16 protein-coding genes and 1 pseudogene are annotated in these 15,247 nt (G+C 64.0%); 8 read left to right on the top strand and 9 right to left on the bottom strand.

What is annotated here, in order from left to right:
* Positions 1 to 94: 94 nt before the first annotated feature.
* The 5 genes from AC3G7M_RS00865 to AC3G7M_RS00845 form a co-directional block, all read right to left on the bottom strand.
* On the bottom strand, positions 95 to 553 hold the full coding sequence (locus AC3G7M_RS00865) for a cytidine deaminase (protein ID WP_489213838.1): 459 nt from the start codon (positions 551 to 553) through the stop codon (positions 95 to 97).
* The gene (recA, locus tag AC3G7M_RS00860) at positions 537 to 1,574 is read right to left on the bottom strand and encodes a recombinase RecA (protein WP_489213836.1); all 1,038 of its coding nucleotides are present in this window, start codon (positions 1,572 to 1,574) and stop codon (positions 537 to 539) included. The genes AC3G7M_RS00865 and recA overlap by 17 nt, the downstream gene beginning before the upstream one ends.
* Before the next feature lie 139 nt (positions 1,575 to 1,713).
* Positions 1,714 to 2,337, bottom strand: coding sequence for a bifunctional nicotinamidase/pyrazinamidase (gene pncA, locus AC3G7M_RS00855; protein ID WP_489213834.1), 624 nt, complete (start codon positions 2,335 to 2,337; stop codon positions 1,714 to 1,716).
* A 17-nt stretch (positions 2,338 to 2,354) separates the two neighbouring features.
* A complete protein-coding gene (locus AC3G7M_RS00850; RefSeq protein WP_489213832.1) occupies positions 2,355 to 2,885 on the bottom strand; it encodes a gluconokinase in 531 nt (176 codons plus the stop codon).
* 76 nt (positions 2,886 to 2,961) lie between these two features.
* Positions 2,962 to 4,002, bottom strand: coding sequence for a helix-turn-helix domain-containing protein (locus AC3G7M_RS00845; protein ID WP_489213831.1), 1,041 nt, complete (start codon positions 4,000 to 4,002; stop codon positions 2,962 to 2,964).
* Positions 4,003 to 4,114: 112 nt separating this feature from the next.
* Between AC3G7M_RS00845 and AC3G7M_RS00840 the strand changes: the two genes are divergently transcribed.
* Genes AC3G7M_RS00840 through AC3G7M_RS00830 form a run of 3 tightly spaced genes read left to right on the top strand, consistent with a single transcriptional unit; the run spans position 4,115 to position 6,668 of the window.
* A complete protein-coding gene (locus AC3G7M_RS00840; protein ID WP_489213829.1) occupies positions 4,115 to 5,092 on the top strand; it encodes an alpha/beta hydrolase family protein in 978 nt (325 codons plus the stop codon).
* Between the two features lie 9 nt (positions 5,093 to 5,101).
* Positions 5,102 to 6,058: an NAD-dependent epimerase/dehydratase family protein gene (locus AC3G7M_RS00835; RefSeq protein ID WP_489213827.1), complete on the top strand. Its 957-nt coding sequence runs from the start codon at positions 5,102 to 5,104 to the stop codon at positions 6,056 to 6,058.
* Between the two features lie 4 nt (positions 6,059 to 6,062).
* Complete coding sequence (locus AC3G7M_RS00830) at positions 6,063 to 6,668, top strand: pyridoxamine 5'-phosphate oxidase family protein (RefSeq protein ID WP_489213825.1); 606 nt, start codon at positions 6,063 to 6,065, stop codon at positions 6,666 to 6,668.
* A gap of 14 nt (positions 6,669 to 6,682) precedes the next feature.
* On the opposite strand, the gene ychF is transcribed toward AC3G7M_RS00830, so the two are convergent.
* From ychF to AC3G7M_RS00815, 3 genes and pseudogenes are all read right to left on the bottom strand, one after another.
* Entirely contained in the window at positions 6,683 to 7,777 is a 1,095-nt protein-coding gene (ychF, locus tag AC3G7M_RS00825; protein ID WP_489213823.1) for a redox-regulated ATPase YchF, read from the bottom strand.
* On the bottom strand, positions 7,777 to 8,355 hold the full coding sequence (gene pth / locus AC3G7M_RS00820; RefSeq protein WP_489213821.1) for an aminoacyl-tRNA hydrolase: 579 nt from the start codon (positions 8,353 to 8,355) through the stop codon (positions 7,777 to 7,779). Before pth ends, ychF begins: the two co-directional genes overlap by 1 nt.
* A 111-nt stretch (positions 8,356 to 8,466) precedes the next feature.
* Positions 8,467 to 9,108 (bottom strand): annotated as a pseudogene (locus tag AC3G7M_RS00815) (50S ribosomal protein L25/general stress protein Ctc); the annotation flags it as partial.
* 231 nt (positions 9,109 to 9,339) lie between these two features.
* Between AC3G7M_RS00815 and AC3G7M_RS00810 the strand changes: the two are divergent.
* From AC3G7M_RS00810 to trmB, 5 genes are all read left to right on the top strand, one after another.
* Positions 9,340 to 10,398, top strand: coding sequence for a glycosyltransferase family 4 protein (locus AC3G7M_RS00810; protein WP_489213820.1), 1,059 nt, complete (start codon positions 9,340 to 9,342; stop codon positions 10,396 to 10,398).
* Positions 10,399 to 10,524: 126 nt separating this feature from the next.
* Positions 10,525 to 11,247 (top strand): acetoacetyl-CoA reductase, encoded by a 723-nt coding sequence (gene phbB, locus AC3G7M_RS00805; RefSeq protein ID WP_489213818.1) that lies wholly within the window; start codon positions 10,525 to 10,527, stop codon positions 11,245 to 11,247.
* Between the two features lie 27 nt (positions 11,248 to 11,274).
* Positions 11,275 to 12,051: a 4-hydroxy-tetrahydrodipicolinate reductase gene (gene dapB / locus AC3G7M_RS00800; protein WP_489216121.1), complete on the top strand. Its 777-nt coding sequence runs from the start codon at positions 11,275 to 11,277 to the stop codon at positions 12,049 to 12,051.
* 77 nt (positions 12,052 to 12,128) lie between these two features.
* Complete coding sequence (gene metK, locus AC3G7M_RS00795) at positions 12,129 to 13,316, top strand: methionine adenosyltransferase (RefSeq protein WP_489213816.1); 1,188 nt, start codon at positions 12,129 to 12,131, stop codon at positions 13,314 to 13,316.
* Entirely contained in the window at positions 13,316 to 14,020 is a 705-nt protein-coding gene (gene trmB, locus AC3G7M_RS00790; protein WP_489216119.1) for a tRNA (guanine(46)-N(7))-methyltransferase TrmB, read from the top strand. The genes metK and trmB overlap by 1 nt, the downstream gene beginning before the upstream one ends.
* Here the strand turns inward: trmB and AC3G7M_RS00785 are convergent.
* Positions 13,965 to 15,179, bottom strand: a complete 1,215-nt coding sequence (locus tag AC3G7M_RS00785; protein ID WP_489213814.1) for an acyltransferase family protein — start codon at positions 15,177 to 15,179, stop codon at positions 13,965 to 13,967. The two genes, trmB and AC3G7M_RS00785, sit on opposite strands and share 56 nt — an antisense overlap.
* Positions 15,180 to 15,247 lie beyond the last annotated feature (68 nt).

Here is a 15,247-nt window from a genome sequence, read left to right as displayed (position 1 = left end):
CTTCACCAGCACCATAGAAGCATGGCCCCCGGATATTTCCGAGAGTTATGGCAGCCGTCATCCGTGCTCGGGGCGCTGTCTGGCCTGCAAAGCCTCAGCGCCGGTAGGGCAGCGGCAGCAGGGCACGGATGGGCATGATGATCGGCGCCATGATGCCGGGCACGATGACGCGCGCATCGGGATCGTAATCCAGGATCATCTCCCGGCAGGCGCCGCAGGGGGAGACGATAGCGAGGCTCTGGTCAGCCTCCTCCGGTTTCGGATGGCGGACAGCGACCGCGCTTTCGATCGTGCCGTCGCCTTCCAGAATAGCGCGGCCGAGGGCGATGGGCTCGGCGCAGATCTGCATGCGCCCGACGGTCGCCCCTAGATGGATGCCGGTCCAGATGCGGCCGTCGCGCCCGCGGATGGCCGCCGCGACCATGTGCCAAAACGGCCGGTAATGCCGGGCCAAAACGACGCGGGCAGCGGCGATCAGCGCATGGTCTGCGTCCGTCAGGGTCTCGACGGTAAAGGCAGGCTCAGCCTGTTCGGCCTCATTCGGCAGCCTCAAGCTCTTCTCCCGTAGGATCGGTCATCATGGCATTCACCACGATGCCCGCCTGTTCGCGAATCTTCAACTCAAGGGCATCCGCGACAGTGGGATTGTCAGTCAGGAACTGGCGGGCGTTGTTCCGGCCCTGGCCGATGCGCTGATTGTCGAAGCTGAACCAGGAGCCCGACTTCTCAACAAACCCGGCCTTCACGCCGAGATCGATCAACTCGCCCATCTTGCTGATGCCTTCGCCATACATGATGTCGAATTCCACCTGGCGGAAGGGCGGCGCGAGCTTGTTCTTCACAACCTTGACGCGGGTCTGGTTACCGACGACGTCTTCCTTCTCCTTGATGGCGCCGATACGCCGGATATCGAGCCGGATGGAGGCATAGAATTTCAGCGCATTGCCGCCGGTCGTCGTCTCGGGATTGCCGAACATGACGCCGATCTTGAGGCGGATCTGATTGAGGAAGATGAAGGTCGTCTTGGATTTGGAGACGGAGCCGGTGAGCTTGCGCAGCGCCTGGCTCATCAGCCGGGCATGCAGGCCGACATGGCTGTCGCCCATCTCGCCTTCCAGTTCTGCGCGCGGCACCAGGGCTGCGACACTGTCGATGACCAGCACGTCGATCGCGCCAGAACGAACCAGCGTATCGGCGATTTCCAGCGCCTGTTCACCGGCATCCGGCTGGCTGATCAGCAGGTTATCGACATCGACGCCGAGCTTGCGGGCATAGATCGGGTCCAGCGCATGTTCGGCGTCGATAAACGCGCAGGTGCCGCCGCGCTTCTGCGCTTCGGCGATGGCATGCAGTGCGAGCGTCGTCTTGCCCGAACTTTCCGGCCCGTAGATTTCGACCATACGGCCGCGGGGCAGGCCGCCGATGCCAAGCGCCAGATCAAGCCCGATGGAGCCCGAGGGGATGATTTCGATATGCTCATCGCCGCCTTTGGCGCCCATGCGCATGATGGAGCCTTTGCCGAAGGCCCGCTCGATCTGAACGAGAGCTGCGTCTAGAGCCTTGGTCTTTTCCATATTTGATCCCCTTCAGGGCATGGCTGGGAGCCGCGACTCGAGTCCCGGCCAATCATAGCGCGGAGTCTGGTCGAATAAGAACAATTTGGCAACTCCGCTCTATGCGGTGCTGCCACTCTTAACCAATGCTAGCCAAATCCTATCCTTCTAGTTGCGATATCGTTACGATATCCACCCCTGCGATGTCCATGTTTCGATGCGCCCGGTCCAGAGACCCTTCCAGATCGATGCCGCGGCAGGCTTCGTCCACCACTGCGACGGTCAGGCCGAAATGCCGCGCATCGCAGGCGGTCCAGCCGACGCAGAAATCGGTCGCGACGCCGCAGATGACGACTTCCTTGATGTCCCGGCTGGCGAGCCAGCCATCCAGGCCCGTGCGCGTGCGCCGGTCTGCCTCCAGGAAAGCCGAATAGCTGTCGACCTCGCGATGATAGCCCTTGCGGAGGACCAGCCCGGCATGGGGGATATCGAGCTTCGGATGAAAATCGGCGCCCGGCGTCCCCATCACGCAATGGTCGGGCCACAGAACCTGGGGTCCGTAGAAGGCGTCGAAGGTCTCGAAAATATCGCGACCCGCATGGCTGGAGGCAAAGGACGTATGGCCCGGCGTATGCCAATCCTGCGTCAGCACCACATTGGAAAATGTCTGCGCCAGCCGGTTTATCGTCTCGACAATCTCATCCCCGCCGGTGACGCCAAGCGGACCGCCGGGCATGAAATCATTCTGCATATCGACGACGATCAGCGCGCGATTCGTGGTCATGGGCTTCGTCTTCCCTCTCAGCTCAGGCCAAGCTGCGCCAGCGTATCCGTCACGATCGCCGCTTCGGTCTGATCGAGGTTGACGATGATCGCCTCGTCCGGTCCCGGTTCCTCCAGCGTGTCGAACTGGCTCTTCAGCAACGAGGGCGGCATGAAGTGGCGGGTGCGGTGCTGCATGCGGTCCAGCAGCAGGTCATAGCTGCCTTTGAGATAGACGAAGCGGACATCCGTATGGCCCGCGCGCAGACTATCGCGATAGGCGCGCTTGAGGGAGGAGCAGGTGATAATCCCCTGCACGCCCGCACAGCGCCAGTCGTCAATATGGGCTGCGATCGTTTCCAGCCACGGTTTGCGGTCCGCATCCGTGAGCGGGATGCCCTGGCTCATTTTGGCGATATTGGCTGGCGGATGCAGGTCATCGCCTTCGATCATGGGCCAGCCCAGGCGGGTCGCGACATGGGCGGCGGCGGTGGATTTGCCGCTGCCGGAGACCCCCATGAAGATCAGGGCGGTCAGACGCGGGCGCGGCGGCGGCGTTATATCGGGCAAGGCAGGGTTCCGATCGCAGGCGAGAAGGGGCAGAAGCGTTTCTGATAGGGCATCATCGGTCCGCCTAGAAGATCTCTTAGCGAGACGCCGCGGCCGGGCTGCCGGACGTCGCGGATTGGCGCACCGCCTGCTGTCGCCACGCGCTGGGATTAAGGCCGGTCACGCGCAGGAATTCGCGGTTGAAATTTGACTTCGTCTGAAAGCCGACATCGAGCAGAATCTGCGTGATCGGCGCGTTGGTCGCGGCCAGCAGGCGGCAGGCATCGGCGATCCGATGGCCATTGACGTATTGGGATACGTTCATCGCCCGCACGCGGTTGATAGCGCTCGACACGGTCCGTGCGGGCAGCCCCATGCGGCGGGCAAGCCGCTCCAGGCTGAGATTCGGATCGTGATGCAGCGCGCGCTCGCGCATCAGCGCGTCCAGAGCTGCAATGATCGCGAGATCGCTGCTATTTGGCGCTGGCGTGGCCACTGCCTGAGGCTGTTCGGTCACTGGGACCAAGGCGCTTTTGCCCGCGACAGTTGCAGCCCAGCCGAGAAGCCCGATGGAGATCAGACTCGACGCACTGGCGATAAGGCTGGCGTGACGGCCTTGATCGCGCATCAGGTCCAGGCTGATCGCGAGGTCTATGGCGGGCGAGACGATGAGCATGATCGCGGTGGCCCAAAGTGCATGCGACAGCGGAATGGCGCCGTCGAGCGTGGCGCGACCCAGCGCATCCGGTCCGCGCCGGGCAAGGTGGAGCAGGGCTGTGCCGTAACCCAGGAAAATCACGGCAAGGGCAAGGTCGATGAGCCAGGGTGCCCAAAGCCAGAGCCCTGCGACCAGCAGAGACGGCAAGGCATGCAGCGCGGCATGCCGGTTGACCGTCACGAAGCTACGGAAGCCCAGCCAGGATAGCGGTGCGAGAGTGGCGGCCATCACGCTCTGAAACGGTAGCGCCCAGCGAAACCCGTATCCCCAATGCAGGCCCAACAGCACGGCCTGTACGGCATAGGCGGTGACGAGTACCGTCATCCAGCGATTGGCCGCGGCCTCATCGCCGCGCCTCATGCGCAGCAGCAGAATGCCGAGCAGCAAAGCGACAACGAAGGGCAGCGGCACCATGGGCATGGCGGGATATATGGCCGAGATCGCGATCCGGGACGACCGAAAACCGGATCGCGGTCGCTGAATCCCAAGGGTTTCGCTTCGATCAAGGCCTCACAACCCGGAGCGGCCTGTCATGCGTATCCTGTTTCTCATCCTGGCTGCGGCCCTGCCGCTTTCCGCCCATGCGGCGGGCCTGCAAATCATCGACGTGCCGGCGCGTGTCGGCGTCCCGGCCATGACCGGGGCGGTCTGGACACCCTGTGCGGCCAAATCCGGCACGGTCACGGTCGATTTCGGCATCACCGTGCCCGGCACCAAGGACTGCCCGGTCCTCGGCCATGATCTGCCGCTGGTCGTCATCTCCCATGGTGTCGGCGGTTGGTCGCTCGGCCACCATGATGTGGCGGAGACGCTGGCTGAGGCCGGTTTCGTCGTCGCGGCGATCGACCACCCGGAGGATGGCGGCCGTATCAAGGACCGTGGACGGGCCGATGCCTTGCAGGTCTGGAGCCAGCGCCCCGCGGATATGCGGCGCCTGATCGACTATATGCTCAATGCCTGGCCCGACCATGGCCGGATCGACCCGGCGCGCATCGGCTTTTACGGCTTCTCTCGTGGCGGGTTCACCGGGCTGGTGCTGATCGGTGGCAATCCCGACCAGGAGAGGCTGGCCGAGATCTGCAAGGCCTACGCTAAACTTCAGACCTGCCAGCAACTCCGCGCCGGAGAGCGTTTGCCCGAGCCGCTGCCGCATGATCCGCGCATCCGTGCGGCGGTACTCGCCGATCCGGTACTGAGCCGGATTTTCCCACCCGCGGGCCTCGCGGATATCCACGTGCCGACGCAGATCTGGGCCTCGGAATATGGCGGGGATGGGGTGGTGCCGGGGGAGGTGGTGACGATGGCCCAAGGCCTGCCCGTGCCGCCCGATCTGCACCGAGTGAAAAACGCCGCGCATTTCTCTTTTTTGGCACCCTGCGGCACGGTTCTGGCGAGACTGGCGCCCGTCGTCTGCACGGATCGGCCGGGCTTCGACCGTGTGGCGTTCCATGCGGCGATGGACCATGCCATCCTCGGGTTCTTCCTGGCGCAATTGGCGCCTAAACACTGACGAGGATCGATGCGGCTTCTTCTAACGGGCTCGTCCGGCTGGCTCGGCCGCTTTCTAGCCCCGCGGCTGCGCGCCGCGGGGCATTCCGTGATCGGCCTGGACGTGGCGCCGGGCACGGAGACGCTGATCCAGGGCTCTGTCGCCGACCGTGCCCTGGTCGAGCGAGTTTTTGCGGATCACGGTATCGAGGCGGTCATCCATGCCGGCGCGCTGCACAAGCCCGACATTATCCGCTGCCCGGCACAGAGCTTCATCAACGTGAACATGACCGGCACGCTCAACCTGCTGGAAGCGGCGACGGCCGCGGGGCATGACCGCTTCATCTTCACCTCCACCACCTCGCTGATGATTTCCGATGCCATACGGCGGGAGACGGCGGATCACGCTGTCTGGCTGGATGAGAGCAGCGGGCCCCTCGCGCCCCGCAATATCTATGGCGTGACTAAGCTTGGCGCCGAGGGCCTGTGCCGTGTCCATCATCTGGAGCATGGGCTGAGCTGCATCGTTTTGCGGACGGCGCGGTTTTTCCCGGAGGAGGACGATACCCATCGCGATCTCACGGGCCAGAATATGAAGGCAAATGAGTTCCTCAATCGCCGCGCGACGGTCGAGGATATGGCCGAGGCCCATCTGGTGGCGCTCGACCGCGCGCCGGCGATCGGCTTTGGCACCTATGTCATATCCGCGCCGACGCCCTTCCAGCGGGAGGAGGCCGAGGCGCTAAAGCGGGATGCGGCCTCCGTCATCGCGCGCCATTTCCCCGAGGCGCCCGCGCTTTACGCCGCGCGCGGCTGGCAGCTGCCGGACTCTATCGGCCGGGTCTATGATGCAAGCCTTGCCGAGCGGGCCTTGGGCTTCCGGGCGCAGACCGATTTCGCGGCAATCCTCGCCACACTGAAAACGGGCAGGGCGCTGCCCTTCGCCCACGATCCAGACTATGTTTCTCCGAAAGAACGGGAGGATTGAGGTCATGATCACCACGCTCGAGGAACTGGAAGCGCTCTACGGCCCGGCCAATCCAAGGTCGATCACTAAGGAAATCCCCAGCCTCAACGCGGATTACCGCGCCTTCGTCGAAGCCGCCCCCTTCATCGTCATCGCGACAGCCGGGCCCGAGGGGCTTGATTGCTCACCCAAGGGTGACGCCCCGGGCTTCGTGCAGATCCTCGATGACAAGACGATCGCGATCCCCGACCGGCCGGGCAATAACCGGGTCGATAATCTGCGCAACATCGTCCGCGATCCGCGTATTTCCGTGCTGTTCATCATTCCAGGTGTGGGGGAGACGCTGCGCGTCAACGGCCGCGCCACGATCTCGGCCGAGCCCGCTCTGTTGGAGCGTTTCCTTGTCCAGGGCAAGGCGCCCAAGACGGTCATTCTGGTGGATATCGACAGTGTCTATTTCCACTGCGCCAAGGCCTTCGTCCGCTCGGCGATATGGGATTCTTCCCGGCATCTGGACCGCTCAAAACTGCCGAGTGCGGGGCAGATTCTGCAGCACATCACCGCGGGCGCCTTCGACGGCGCGGCCTATGACCGGGATGCGCCGGAGCGGACGAAGCAGACGCTGTATTGAGGGTAAATTCCGCTTCAGACGTTGAAGCGGAACAGCAGAACGTCGCCGTCCTTCACCACATATTCCTTGCCTTCAATGCGCAGCTTGCCGGCTTCGCGCGCCCCGGCCTCGCCCTTATAGGCGATATAGTCGTCATAGGCCGTGGTCTCGCAGGCGATGAAGCCGCGCTCGAAATCACCATGGATGACGCCCGCCGCCTGCGGCGCCTTCATGCCGCGCTCGATGGTCCAGGCGCGCGTCTCTTTCGGTCCCACCGTGAAATAGGTGATGAGCCCGAGCAGGCCGTACCCAGCGGCGATGACGCGGGCGAGACCGCTTTCCGTCAGGCCCAGCCCTTCCAGATACTCGCCCTGATCTTCTTCCGGCAGCTGGCTGACCTCCGCCTCGATCGCGGCCGAGACGACGATGGCAGCCGCACCATTGCGCGACGCCATCTCGGCGACTTTGGCCGAGAAGGCATTGCCGGTCGCGGCCGAGGCTTCCTCGACATTGCAGACGTAAAGGACGGGCTTGGCAGTCATGAGCTGCAGCCGCTCGGCCATTTTGCGGTCCTTTTCGGGGATCGCGGTGCGCGCCGCCTTGCCGTCGTTCAGGGCCTTGATGATGGGGTCGATCAGTTCAAGCTGGGCGGCACTGTCCTTATCGCCACCGCGCGCCCGCTTCTGCAGGCCGGTCAGCCGTTTCTCCAGGCTTTCGAGATCGGCGAGCATTAGCTCGGTCTCGACCACCTCGGCATCACGCACCGGGTCGATATCGCCCTCGACATGGGTGATGTCGCTATCCTCAAAGCAGCGCAGAACGTGGATGATGGCATCCGTCTCGCGGATATTGGCGAGGAACTGGTTGCCGAGGCCTTCGCCCTTGGAGGCGCCGCGGACGAGACCGGCGATATCGACGAATTCCAGGCTGGTCGGCAGGATCTTCTGGCTCTTGCCGATAGTCGCCAGGGGCTGCAGCCGCTTATCAGGCACGGCGACGCGGCCGACATTGGGCTCGATCGTGCAGAAGGGGTAATTCGCGGCCTGAGCGGCGGCGGTCGCCGTGAGCGCGTTGAAGAGCGTCGATTTGCCCACATTGGGCAGACCGACGATGCCGCAATTGAAGCCCATTACTGTACCTTCCGCATGTCTTCGGAAACGCTGGTCATGAATTTTTCTGGCATGCCGTCCGCCAGGGCCCCGGCGCGGTCGGCGACCGAGTCGAGGAAGGGAATAAGCCAGCTCTGGTCGGCTTTAGGGAAGTCGCTCAGCACATAGGCATGAACCCGGTCCTTATGGCCGGGATGACCGATCCCGAGGCGCACGCGACCGTAATCCGGCGTTCCGATCAGCTGGTCGATGCTGCGCAGCCCGTTATGGCCCGCCGCTCCGCCGCCGCGCTTGACGCGGATCTTGCCGGGCACGAGGTCCAGCTCGTCATGAAACACGGTCATATCGGCGGGCTCGATCTTAAAGAAAGACAGGGCCTGCTGCACCGACTGGCCGGAGAGATTCATATAGGTCATCGGCTTGAGGGCGAGAATCTTCTGCGTGCCGATTCGCCCCTCGGCGACGAGGCCTTTGAAACGCGGCCGCCACGGCCCGAAGCCGTGGCGGTGCGCAATCACATCCAGCGCCATGAAGCCGATATTGTGGCGCTGTCGAGCCATTCCCGGCTCGGGATTGCCGAGCCCGACCCAAAGCAACATGGTCGGACGACACTCCCGTTCCGGTTTGACTGACGGCTCTTACTTCTTCTTCGCAGCCGGCTTGGCCGGGGCAGCAGCGGCCTTGGCCGGAGCCGCGCCCTTCGGCGCGGCCTTGCCGCCCTTGGCGGGCGCGGCAGCAGCCTGGGCCGCGGCGATGGCCGCTTCCTCGGCGGCGTCGGCCGCGTTCTGCGTCACGGACGCGACGGTCGCGATGACGAAATCACGCTCGGTGATCGTCGGGCGCGTGCCTTCGGTGCCCTTGAGGTCGGAGAAGCGGACGTTGTCGTTGATGTCCAGCTCGGTCAGATCGGCCACGAAATGCTCGGGCACGGTCTCGGGATCGGCATAGACTTCAACCGTGTGGCGCACGACGTTCAGCACGCCACCACGCTTCAGGCCGGGGGACACCGCTTCACCTTCGAAGGACACGGCAACCGCCACGCGGATCAGCTCGCCAGGCGCCAGGCGCTGGAAGTCGACATGCTCGGGCTGGTCGGTGACGGGGTGGAACTGAACGTCACGGATCAGGGCGCGTGCCTTGTCGGTGCCGAGGTCCACCTCATACAGGCGGGACCGCCAGCCACCGCGATGTAGTTCCTTGATGACCGCGCGCGGCTCGAGGGAGATCAGGGTCGGCGTTTGCTTCGCACCGTAGATAACGGCGGGAACTTTCCCCGCCCGGCGTGTCGCGCGCGCTGCCCCCTTACCTGCCCGCTCGCGCAGCTCGGCCGAAATAGACGTGAAATTGGCCATAACTCGCTCCTTGGAAATGCATAAAACGCCGGCCTCCAGGGGTGCCGACGTCAGGGGCGGGCGTGTAGCGGATGCGCGACGTAGAGGCAACCATAACCGGCGCATGGCCGCCCGCCCATTTGCCGGGCAGGGCCTGATGGGGCGGCGCAAAGGCTGAATGGGGCTGGCTTTGCCGTCTTGCCCTGGGCATGACCTTGGGTCATGGTCCGCCGCCGATCAGCATCGTCCGATATGACCCTTCACGCCTCTCTCACGCATCTTATTGTCCTGGCCGGCCTCGCGCTGTTCTCCGCCTGTGGTGTCAGGATCATGATCGCCTTCGGCGTGATCGACCATCCTGAGGGACGTAAGGCCCATGAACGGCCGACACCCAAGCTCGGCGGCGTCGGTATCGTGCTCGCCTATCTGGCAGGGCTGCTGATCCTGTACCGCTTCGCCGGTTTCGCCCGCCTGGCCGATCCCTATTTCCGCGGCATGATCCTGTCCGCCTTCGCGATCGCACTCGTCGCCCTGCTGGACGACATCTACGACTACCGCTTTATCATCAAGCTCGGAGCCCAGGTGGCGGCGGCGCTGACCGCGGTCCTGACCGGGCTCTATGTCGTCGCTTATCACCTTCCTTATATTGGTGGCGTCGATGTCGGCCCCTTCGCGATCCCCTTCACGCTCTGCTGGATTCTGTTTGCCACCAACGCGATGAACTTCATCGACGGGCTGAACGGGCTCGCCTCCGGCATCACCTTCATCACCTGTGTCTTCCTCAGCCTGTTTTCTGCCCATGCCCATGGTTGGTTCACCTATTTCGCGGCAGCTCTTCTTGCGGCAGGCGTGCTGGGCTTCATCCCGTTCAACTACCCGCGCGCCCGGATTTTCATGGGCGATGTCGGCAGTCAGTTCTGCGGCTTTGTCCTGGCCATGCTGGCGGTCGCCTCCTCCCGGTTCGAGAGCAGCGAACTCTCCTTCGTGCTGGTGCCGATGATGCTGACTGGCGCGCTCTACGACGTCGCCTTCACCCTGGTCCGCCGGCTGCTGCGGGGTGAGAACATCACGCAGGCCCATCGTGGCCATCTATTTCAGATCGCCCATCGGTCAGGCATGGCGCCATGGCTGATCACGCTGATTTATTGGGGTTTTACGCTGTTCGGGGCCTGCGCTGCCTGGCTCTTCCTGGCGACCCCGACCTACTACAAGCCCCTGGTCGTGCCGGTGCCGCTGATCCCTCCGGTGATGTGGACCTTCTATGTCGTCTATCGGGCCAGAATCGCCGATGTCGGGCGCTGGTCGCAGTGATATGCGCGCCACGAGACCGAAATGAACGCTAGCATCCGCCCCATTTCTGCCTAGAGTTGCGGACAAGGTAGAGCGTCCGCGGACCTTTGTCCGGTGGTCGCCAAAAACGAGGCGAGGAGGAAGATCATGGCGAGAGTTGCACTCGTGACGGGGGGTACGCGCGGTATCGGTGCGGCTATCAGTATTGCCCTTCAGGAGGCGGGTCGCACCGTGGTGGCGAGCTACGCCGGCAATGACGAGGCGGCGGCGGGTTTTTCCAAAGAAACCGGTATTCCGACGCTGAAATTCGATGCCGGCAGCTTTGCTGAATGTGAGGCGGCGGTGGCAAAAATTACCGAAGAGCACGGCCCGATCGAGATTCTGGTCAACAATGCCGGCATTACCCGTGACGGCACCATGACCCGCATGACGCGCGACATGTGGGACGCCGTCATCGACACCAATCTCGGCTCCTGCTTCAACCTCTGCAAGCTCACCTTTGACGGCATGAAGAGCAAGAAGTTCGGTCGTGTCGTCAATATCGGCAGCATCAACGGACAGGCTGGCCAATACGGTCAGGTCAACTACGCGGCAGCCAAGTCCGGCATTCACGGCTTCACCAAAGCCCTCGCTCAGGAAGGGGCCCGGTTCGGCATTACCGTCAACGCCATCGCGCCCGGCTATGTCGATACCGATATGGTCCGCGCCGTGCCTGAGGATGTGCTCACCAAGATCATCGCCCGCATTCCGGTTGGCCGCCTGGGCCATGCCGAGGATATCGCGCGTGGCGTCGTTTTTCTGACCGCGGACGAGGGCAGTTTCATCACCGGATCGACGCTGTCGATTAACGGTGGCCAGCATATGTACTGATCAACGGATACACATATCTTTATGTCCTTGCGTATTGGAATTGCCGGCATTTCGGGCCGGATGGGTCAAATGCTGGTGGAGGAGGTCGCGGCTGCCGGCGCGGTGCTTGCCGGCGGTACTAGGCGATCCGTGCCCGACAGCTCGCCGGTGCCGCTTTTCGCAGATGTCGCGGCTTTGGCGGTGGGCAGTGACGTGGTGATCGATTTCACCCGCGCAGGCACCGCCGAGAGCCATGCCGAGGCTCTGATCGCGGCGGGCACGCCCTGGGTGCTGGGGACATCCGGCCTGTCAGCGGCGGAAGAGGCCGTGGTCGCCCATGCCGGTCGATGGATACCGGTCGTCTATGCCGCCAATTTCTCGCCCGGCGTCACCCTGGTTCTGGCGCTGGCCGAGCAGATGGCGGCAGCCCTGCCGGCAGCCCAGTACGATGCCGAGATCCTGGAAATGCACCATCGACAGAAGGTTGATGCGCCCTCCGGCACGGCCATCGGCATCGGTCGGGCGGTGGCCGCGGGCCGTAAAGTGGACCTTAAGGATGTCATGCAAAGTGGGCGGGACGGACATACCGGAGCCCGGCCGCCGGGGGCCATCGGCTTTGCCACGCTGCGCGGTGGGCAAGTGGTCGGGGAGCATAGCCTGCTCTTCGCGGGCGCAGATGAGCAAATCATTCTCACGCACAAGGCTTTTGACCGCAGAACCTTCGCGACAGGGGCCGTCCGCGCCGCGCATTGGCTGCGCGATCGGCCACCGGGACTGTATTCCATGAAGGATGTGCTGGGCCTCAGCCAAGGCGCCAAGGGTTGACCCGCATGCCGCTTTAGGCGAAATCCCGTCTCCCTCGCCGGTCGGTGAGGATTCCTCCTGTTAGCACGGAGCACCTTATGCGCGATACCGGCGAGTATCTGTTCACGTCAGAATCGGTTTCTGAAGGCCACCCCGATAAGGTTGCCGATCGGATCAGCGATACGGTGCTCGACGCCTATCTCGCGGCCGACCCCTATGCGCGCGTGGCGTGCGAGACCCTGGTGACGACCAACCGCATCGTGCTCGCCGGTGAAACCCGGGGGCCGGATACCATCACGCCGGAATACCTCGCCCATCTCGCGCGCATGGCTGTGCATGACATTGGCTACGATCAGGAGGGCTTCTCCTGGAAGAATGCCAAGGTCGATGTGCATCTGCATGCGCAATCCGCCGATATCGCGGTGGGCGTCGACGCGGCCGGAAACAAGGACGAAGGCGCGGGCGACCAGGGCATCATGTTCGGTTACGCCTGCCGCGAGACCGAAGAGCTGATGCCGGCGCCGCTGTATTATTCGCATCTCATCCTGCGCCGCGTCAGCGAGCTGCGCCGCAACAAGGACCTGTCGGTTGCGGGCCTCCAGCCTGACGCCAAAAGCCAGGTTACGCTGCGCTATATTGATGGCAAGCCGGTCGGCGCCACCAGCGTTGTGGTCTCCACCCAGCATGACGAGGATGTCAGCCTGGAAAAGGTGCGCGGCATTCTGCTTCCGATCATCCAGTCGAGCCTGCCCGAGGGCTGGATGCCGGCCGAGAACGAAATCTACATCAACCCGACGGGCACCTTCGTCGTCGGCGGCCCGGACGGCGATTGCGGCCTCACCGGCCGCAAGATCATCGTGGACACCTACGGCGGTGCGGCTCCCCATGGCGGTGGCGCTTTCTCCGGCAAGGACCCGACCAAGGTCGATCGCTCAGCCGCCTATGTCTGCCGTTACCTGGCCAAAAACGTCGTGGCCGCCGGCCTCGCCGATAAGTGCACGTTGCAGATCTCCTACGCGATCGGCGTCTCCCACCCGCTGTCCGTCTATGTCGATCTCCATGGCACGGGCCGCGATGTCAGCGAGCTGAAGCTTGAGAAGACCCTGCGCGAGCTGGTCAATCTCTCGCCGCGCGGCATCCGCGAGCATCTGCACCTCAACCGCCCGATTTATGCGCCGACCTCGGCCTACGGCCATTTTGGCCGCACGCCGGATGAGGAGAAGGGCACTTTCACCTGGGAGCGGACGGATCTCGTGTCCTCCCTGAAGTCCGCCTTCAACCGCTGATTACGACCAAGCCTCAGCCGGACCGTCTCTACGGCCGGCAGCGTAGCCACCCTCTTCGTGCGCGGCAGCTCTGGCTCCTGGAGCAGGTGCTGCCGCGGATGCGGGTGCCGGAGGCGGCCTTGGCCGCCCCTCAGGCCGCGTTCCCTACCGCTCCCGCAGAGATCTGGTTCGAGGTCGGCTTCGGTGGTGGCGAGCATGCGCGTGCCTTGGCCGCTGCCAATCCCCATATCGGCCTCATCGCCTGCGAGGTGTTTGAGAACGGCATCTGTTCCATGCTCTCCGCGCTCGTGCCGGATGAGGGGACGGAGGAACTGCCGGAACTGCCGGCTAATTTGCGGCTTTGGGATGAAGACGCGCGGCAGCTTCTGGCCAGGCTGCCGGATGCGTCGCTCTCGCGCCTCTATCTGATGTTCCCCGATCCGTGGCCCAAGACGCGCCACACCAAGCGGCGCTTTATGCATCCGGCCAATATCGCGCTGGCCGCGCGGGTCATCCGCCCGGGTGGGATCTGGCGCATCGCGACCGACGATCCGACCTATCAGGCCTGGACGGCGGAAGTCCTGGCCGCCCAGGACGCGTTCGATGTGCCCGCGCCCGCGCTCGAACGGCCGGATGGCTGGCCGCCGACGCGCTACGAGGCTAAGGCGCTTAAGGCTGGCCGGCAGCCGATGTATTGGAGCCTGCCGCGTAAAGCGGTGACCTGAACCGCAATGCGCCCGGCGCGGCCACGCGCTCATGGCTCCAGCGCCGGATGGGCTCTTCCACGCAGTGATGGACGACCAGTGCCACGAGCAGCGGTAGGGCGATGGCAGGCCCCAGCCACGCAAGGGTGAAGCGGCTCCAGTCGCCATCCGCCCTTGGCGCCAGCCAGAGCATAAGCAGGCGTTGCACGGGTGCATGGGTCAGATACAGCGAATAGGAAATCTGACCGGCCCAAAGCAGAAACGGGCAAGTCAGCATCCGGTAGCCCAGGTTAAGCGGGCGGCGGACGATTGCTGGTGACATTGGCCTGACCTGGCACGCCAGACACAGGACCCAGGCGAGGGGTACAAGCGCCGCGTTCATCCGCGTTGCGGCCCAGCTCAGCAGGCACGCCGCCGCCAGAGTGATCGTGAAAACCAGCCGCACCGCGCCATCGCCAGGGCTGCGTAGCCAGACGAAGCTCGCGATGCCGAGCGCGAAATACCATGCCTCCTGAGGCAGGAAAGCCCGGCTGAACTGCCAGGCAGGCGGCAAGGCCGCCATGGCCAGTCCCAGCCCGCCTAAAATCAATAGGCCGATGATCCAGCACTGCAGCGCAGTGGGTCGTGTGATGCGGTCGCCGCAACAGGCCAGTACCAGCGCCATCACGGTATAGAATTGCCATTCTGTGCTGAGGCTCCAGGCGGGCCCGAGGATTGAATATTCCCCATCCGCGAGAAGCGCGCTCGGCACTATGCCCTGCAGCAGCACGATATGGACGGCCAGATGCCAGAACCACGGGCTCGGCCAGCCGGATTCCTGAATATCATGCGGAGCCCCGCCGACTGGCAGCCAGCGCATGGTGGCGAAGGGGTCGCCCAGGCAGAGGGCGGCGGCCGCGAGGATCAGGGCGATGAGATAGACCGGCAGCAGCCGGCCGGCGCGCGCCAGCAGGAAGCGCCAGACCGGCTGTGGCTTGCGCGCCATGTGGTCCAGAGAGCCGATGATGACGAGTCCGCTCAGGATAAAGAAGAGGTCGACGGCGCCCCGGCCATGCGAGACGAAGCGGCCGATGCCCATCAGCGTCGGTGGCAGTGCCACATAGGGCAGTGTGTGCCCCGCCAGAATATAGAGCGCGAGCAGGCCGCGCAGTCCGTCCAGCGCGTGCAGCCGCTTCGGCATGATCGTGCCTTCGTAATGAAATGGTATCGTTACGAAATGGCCGCCCCTTTGGCGAGTCCTCTAGCTGC

It is taken from the genome of Acidisoma sibiricum, assembly GCF_057837225.1.
This window is presented reverse-complemented; position numbering and strand designations above follow the sequence as displayed.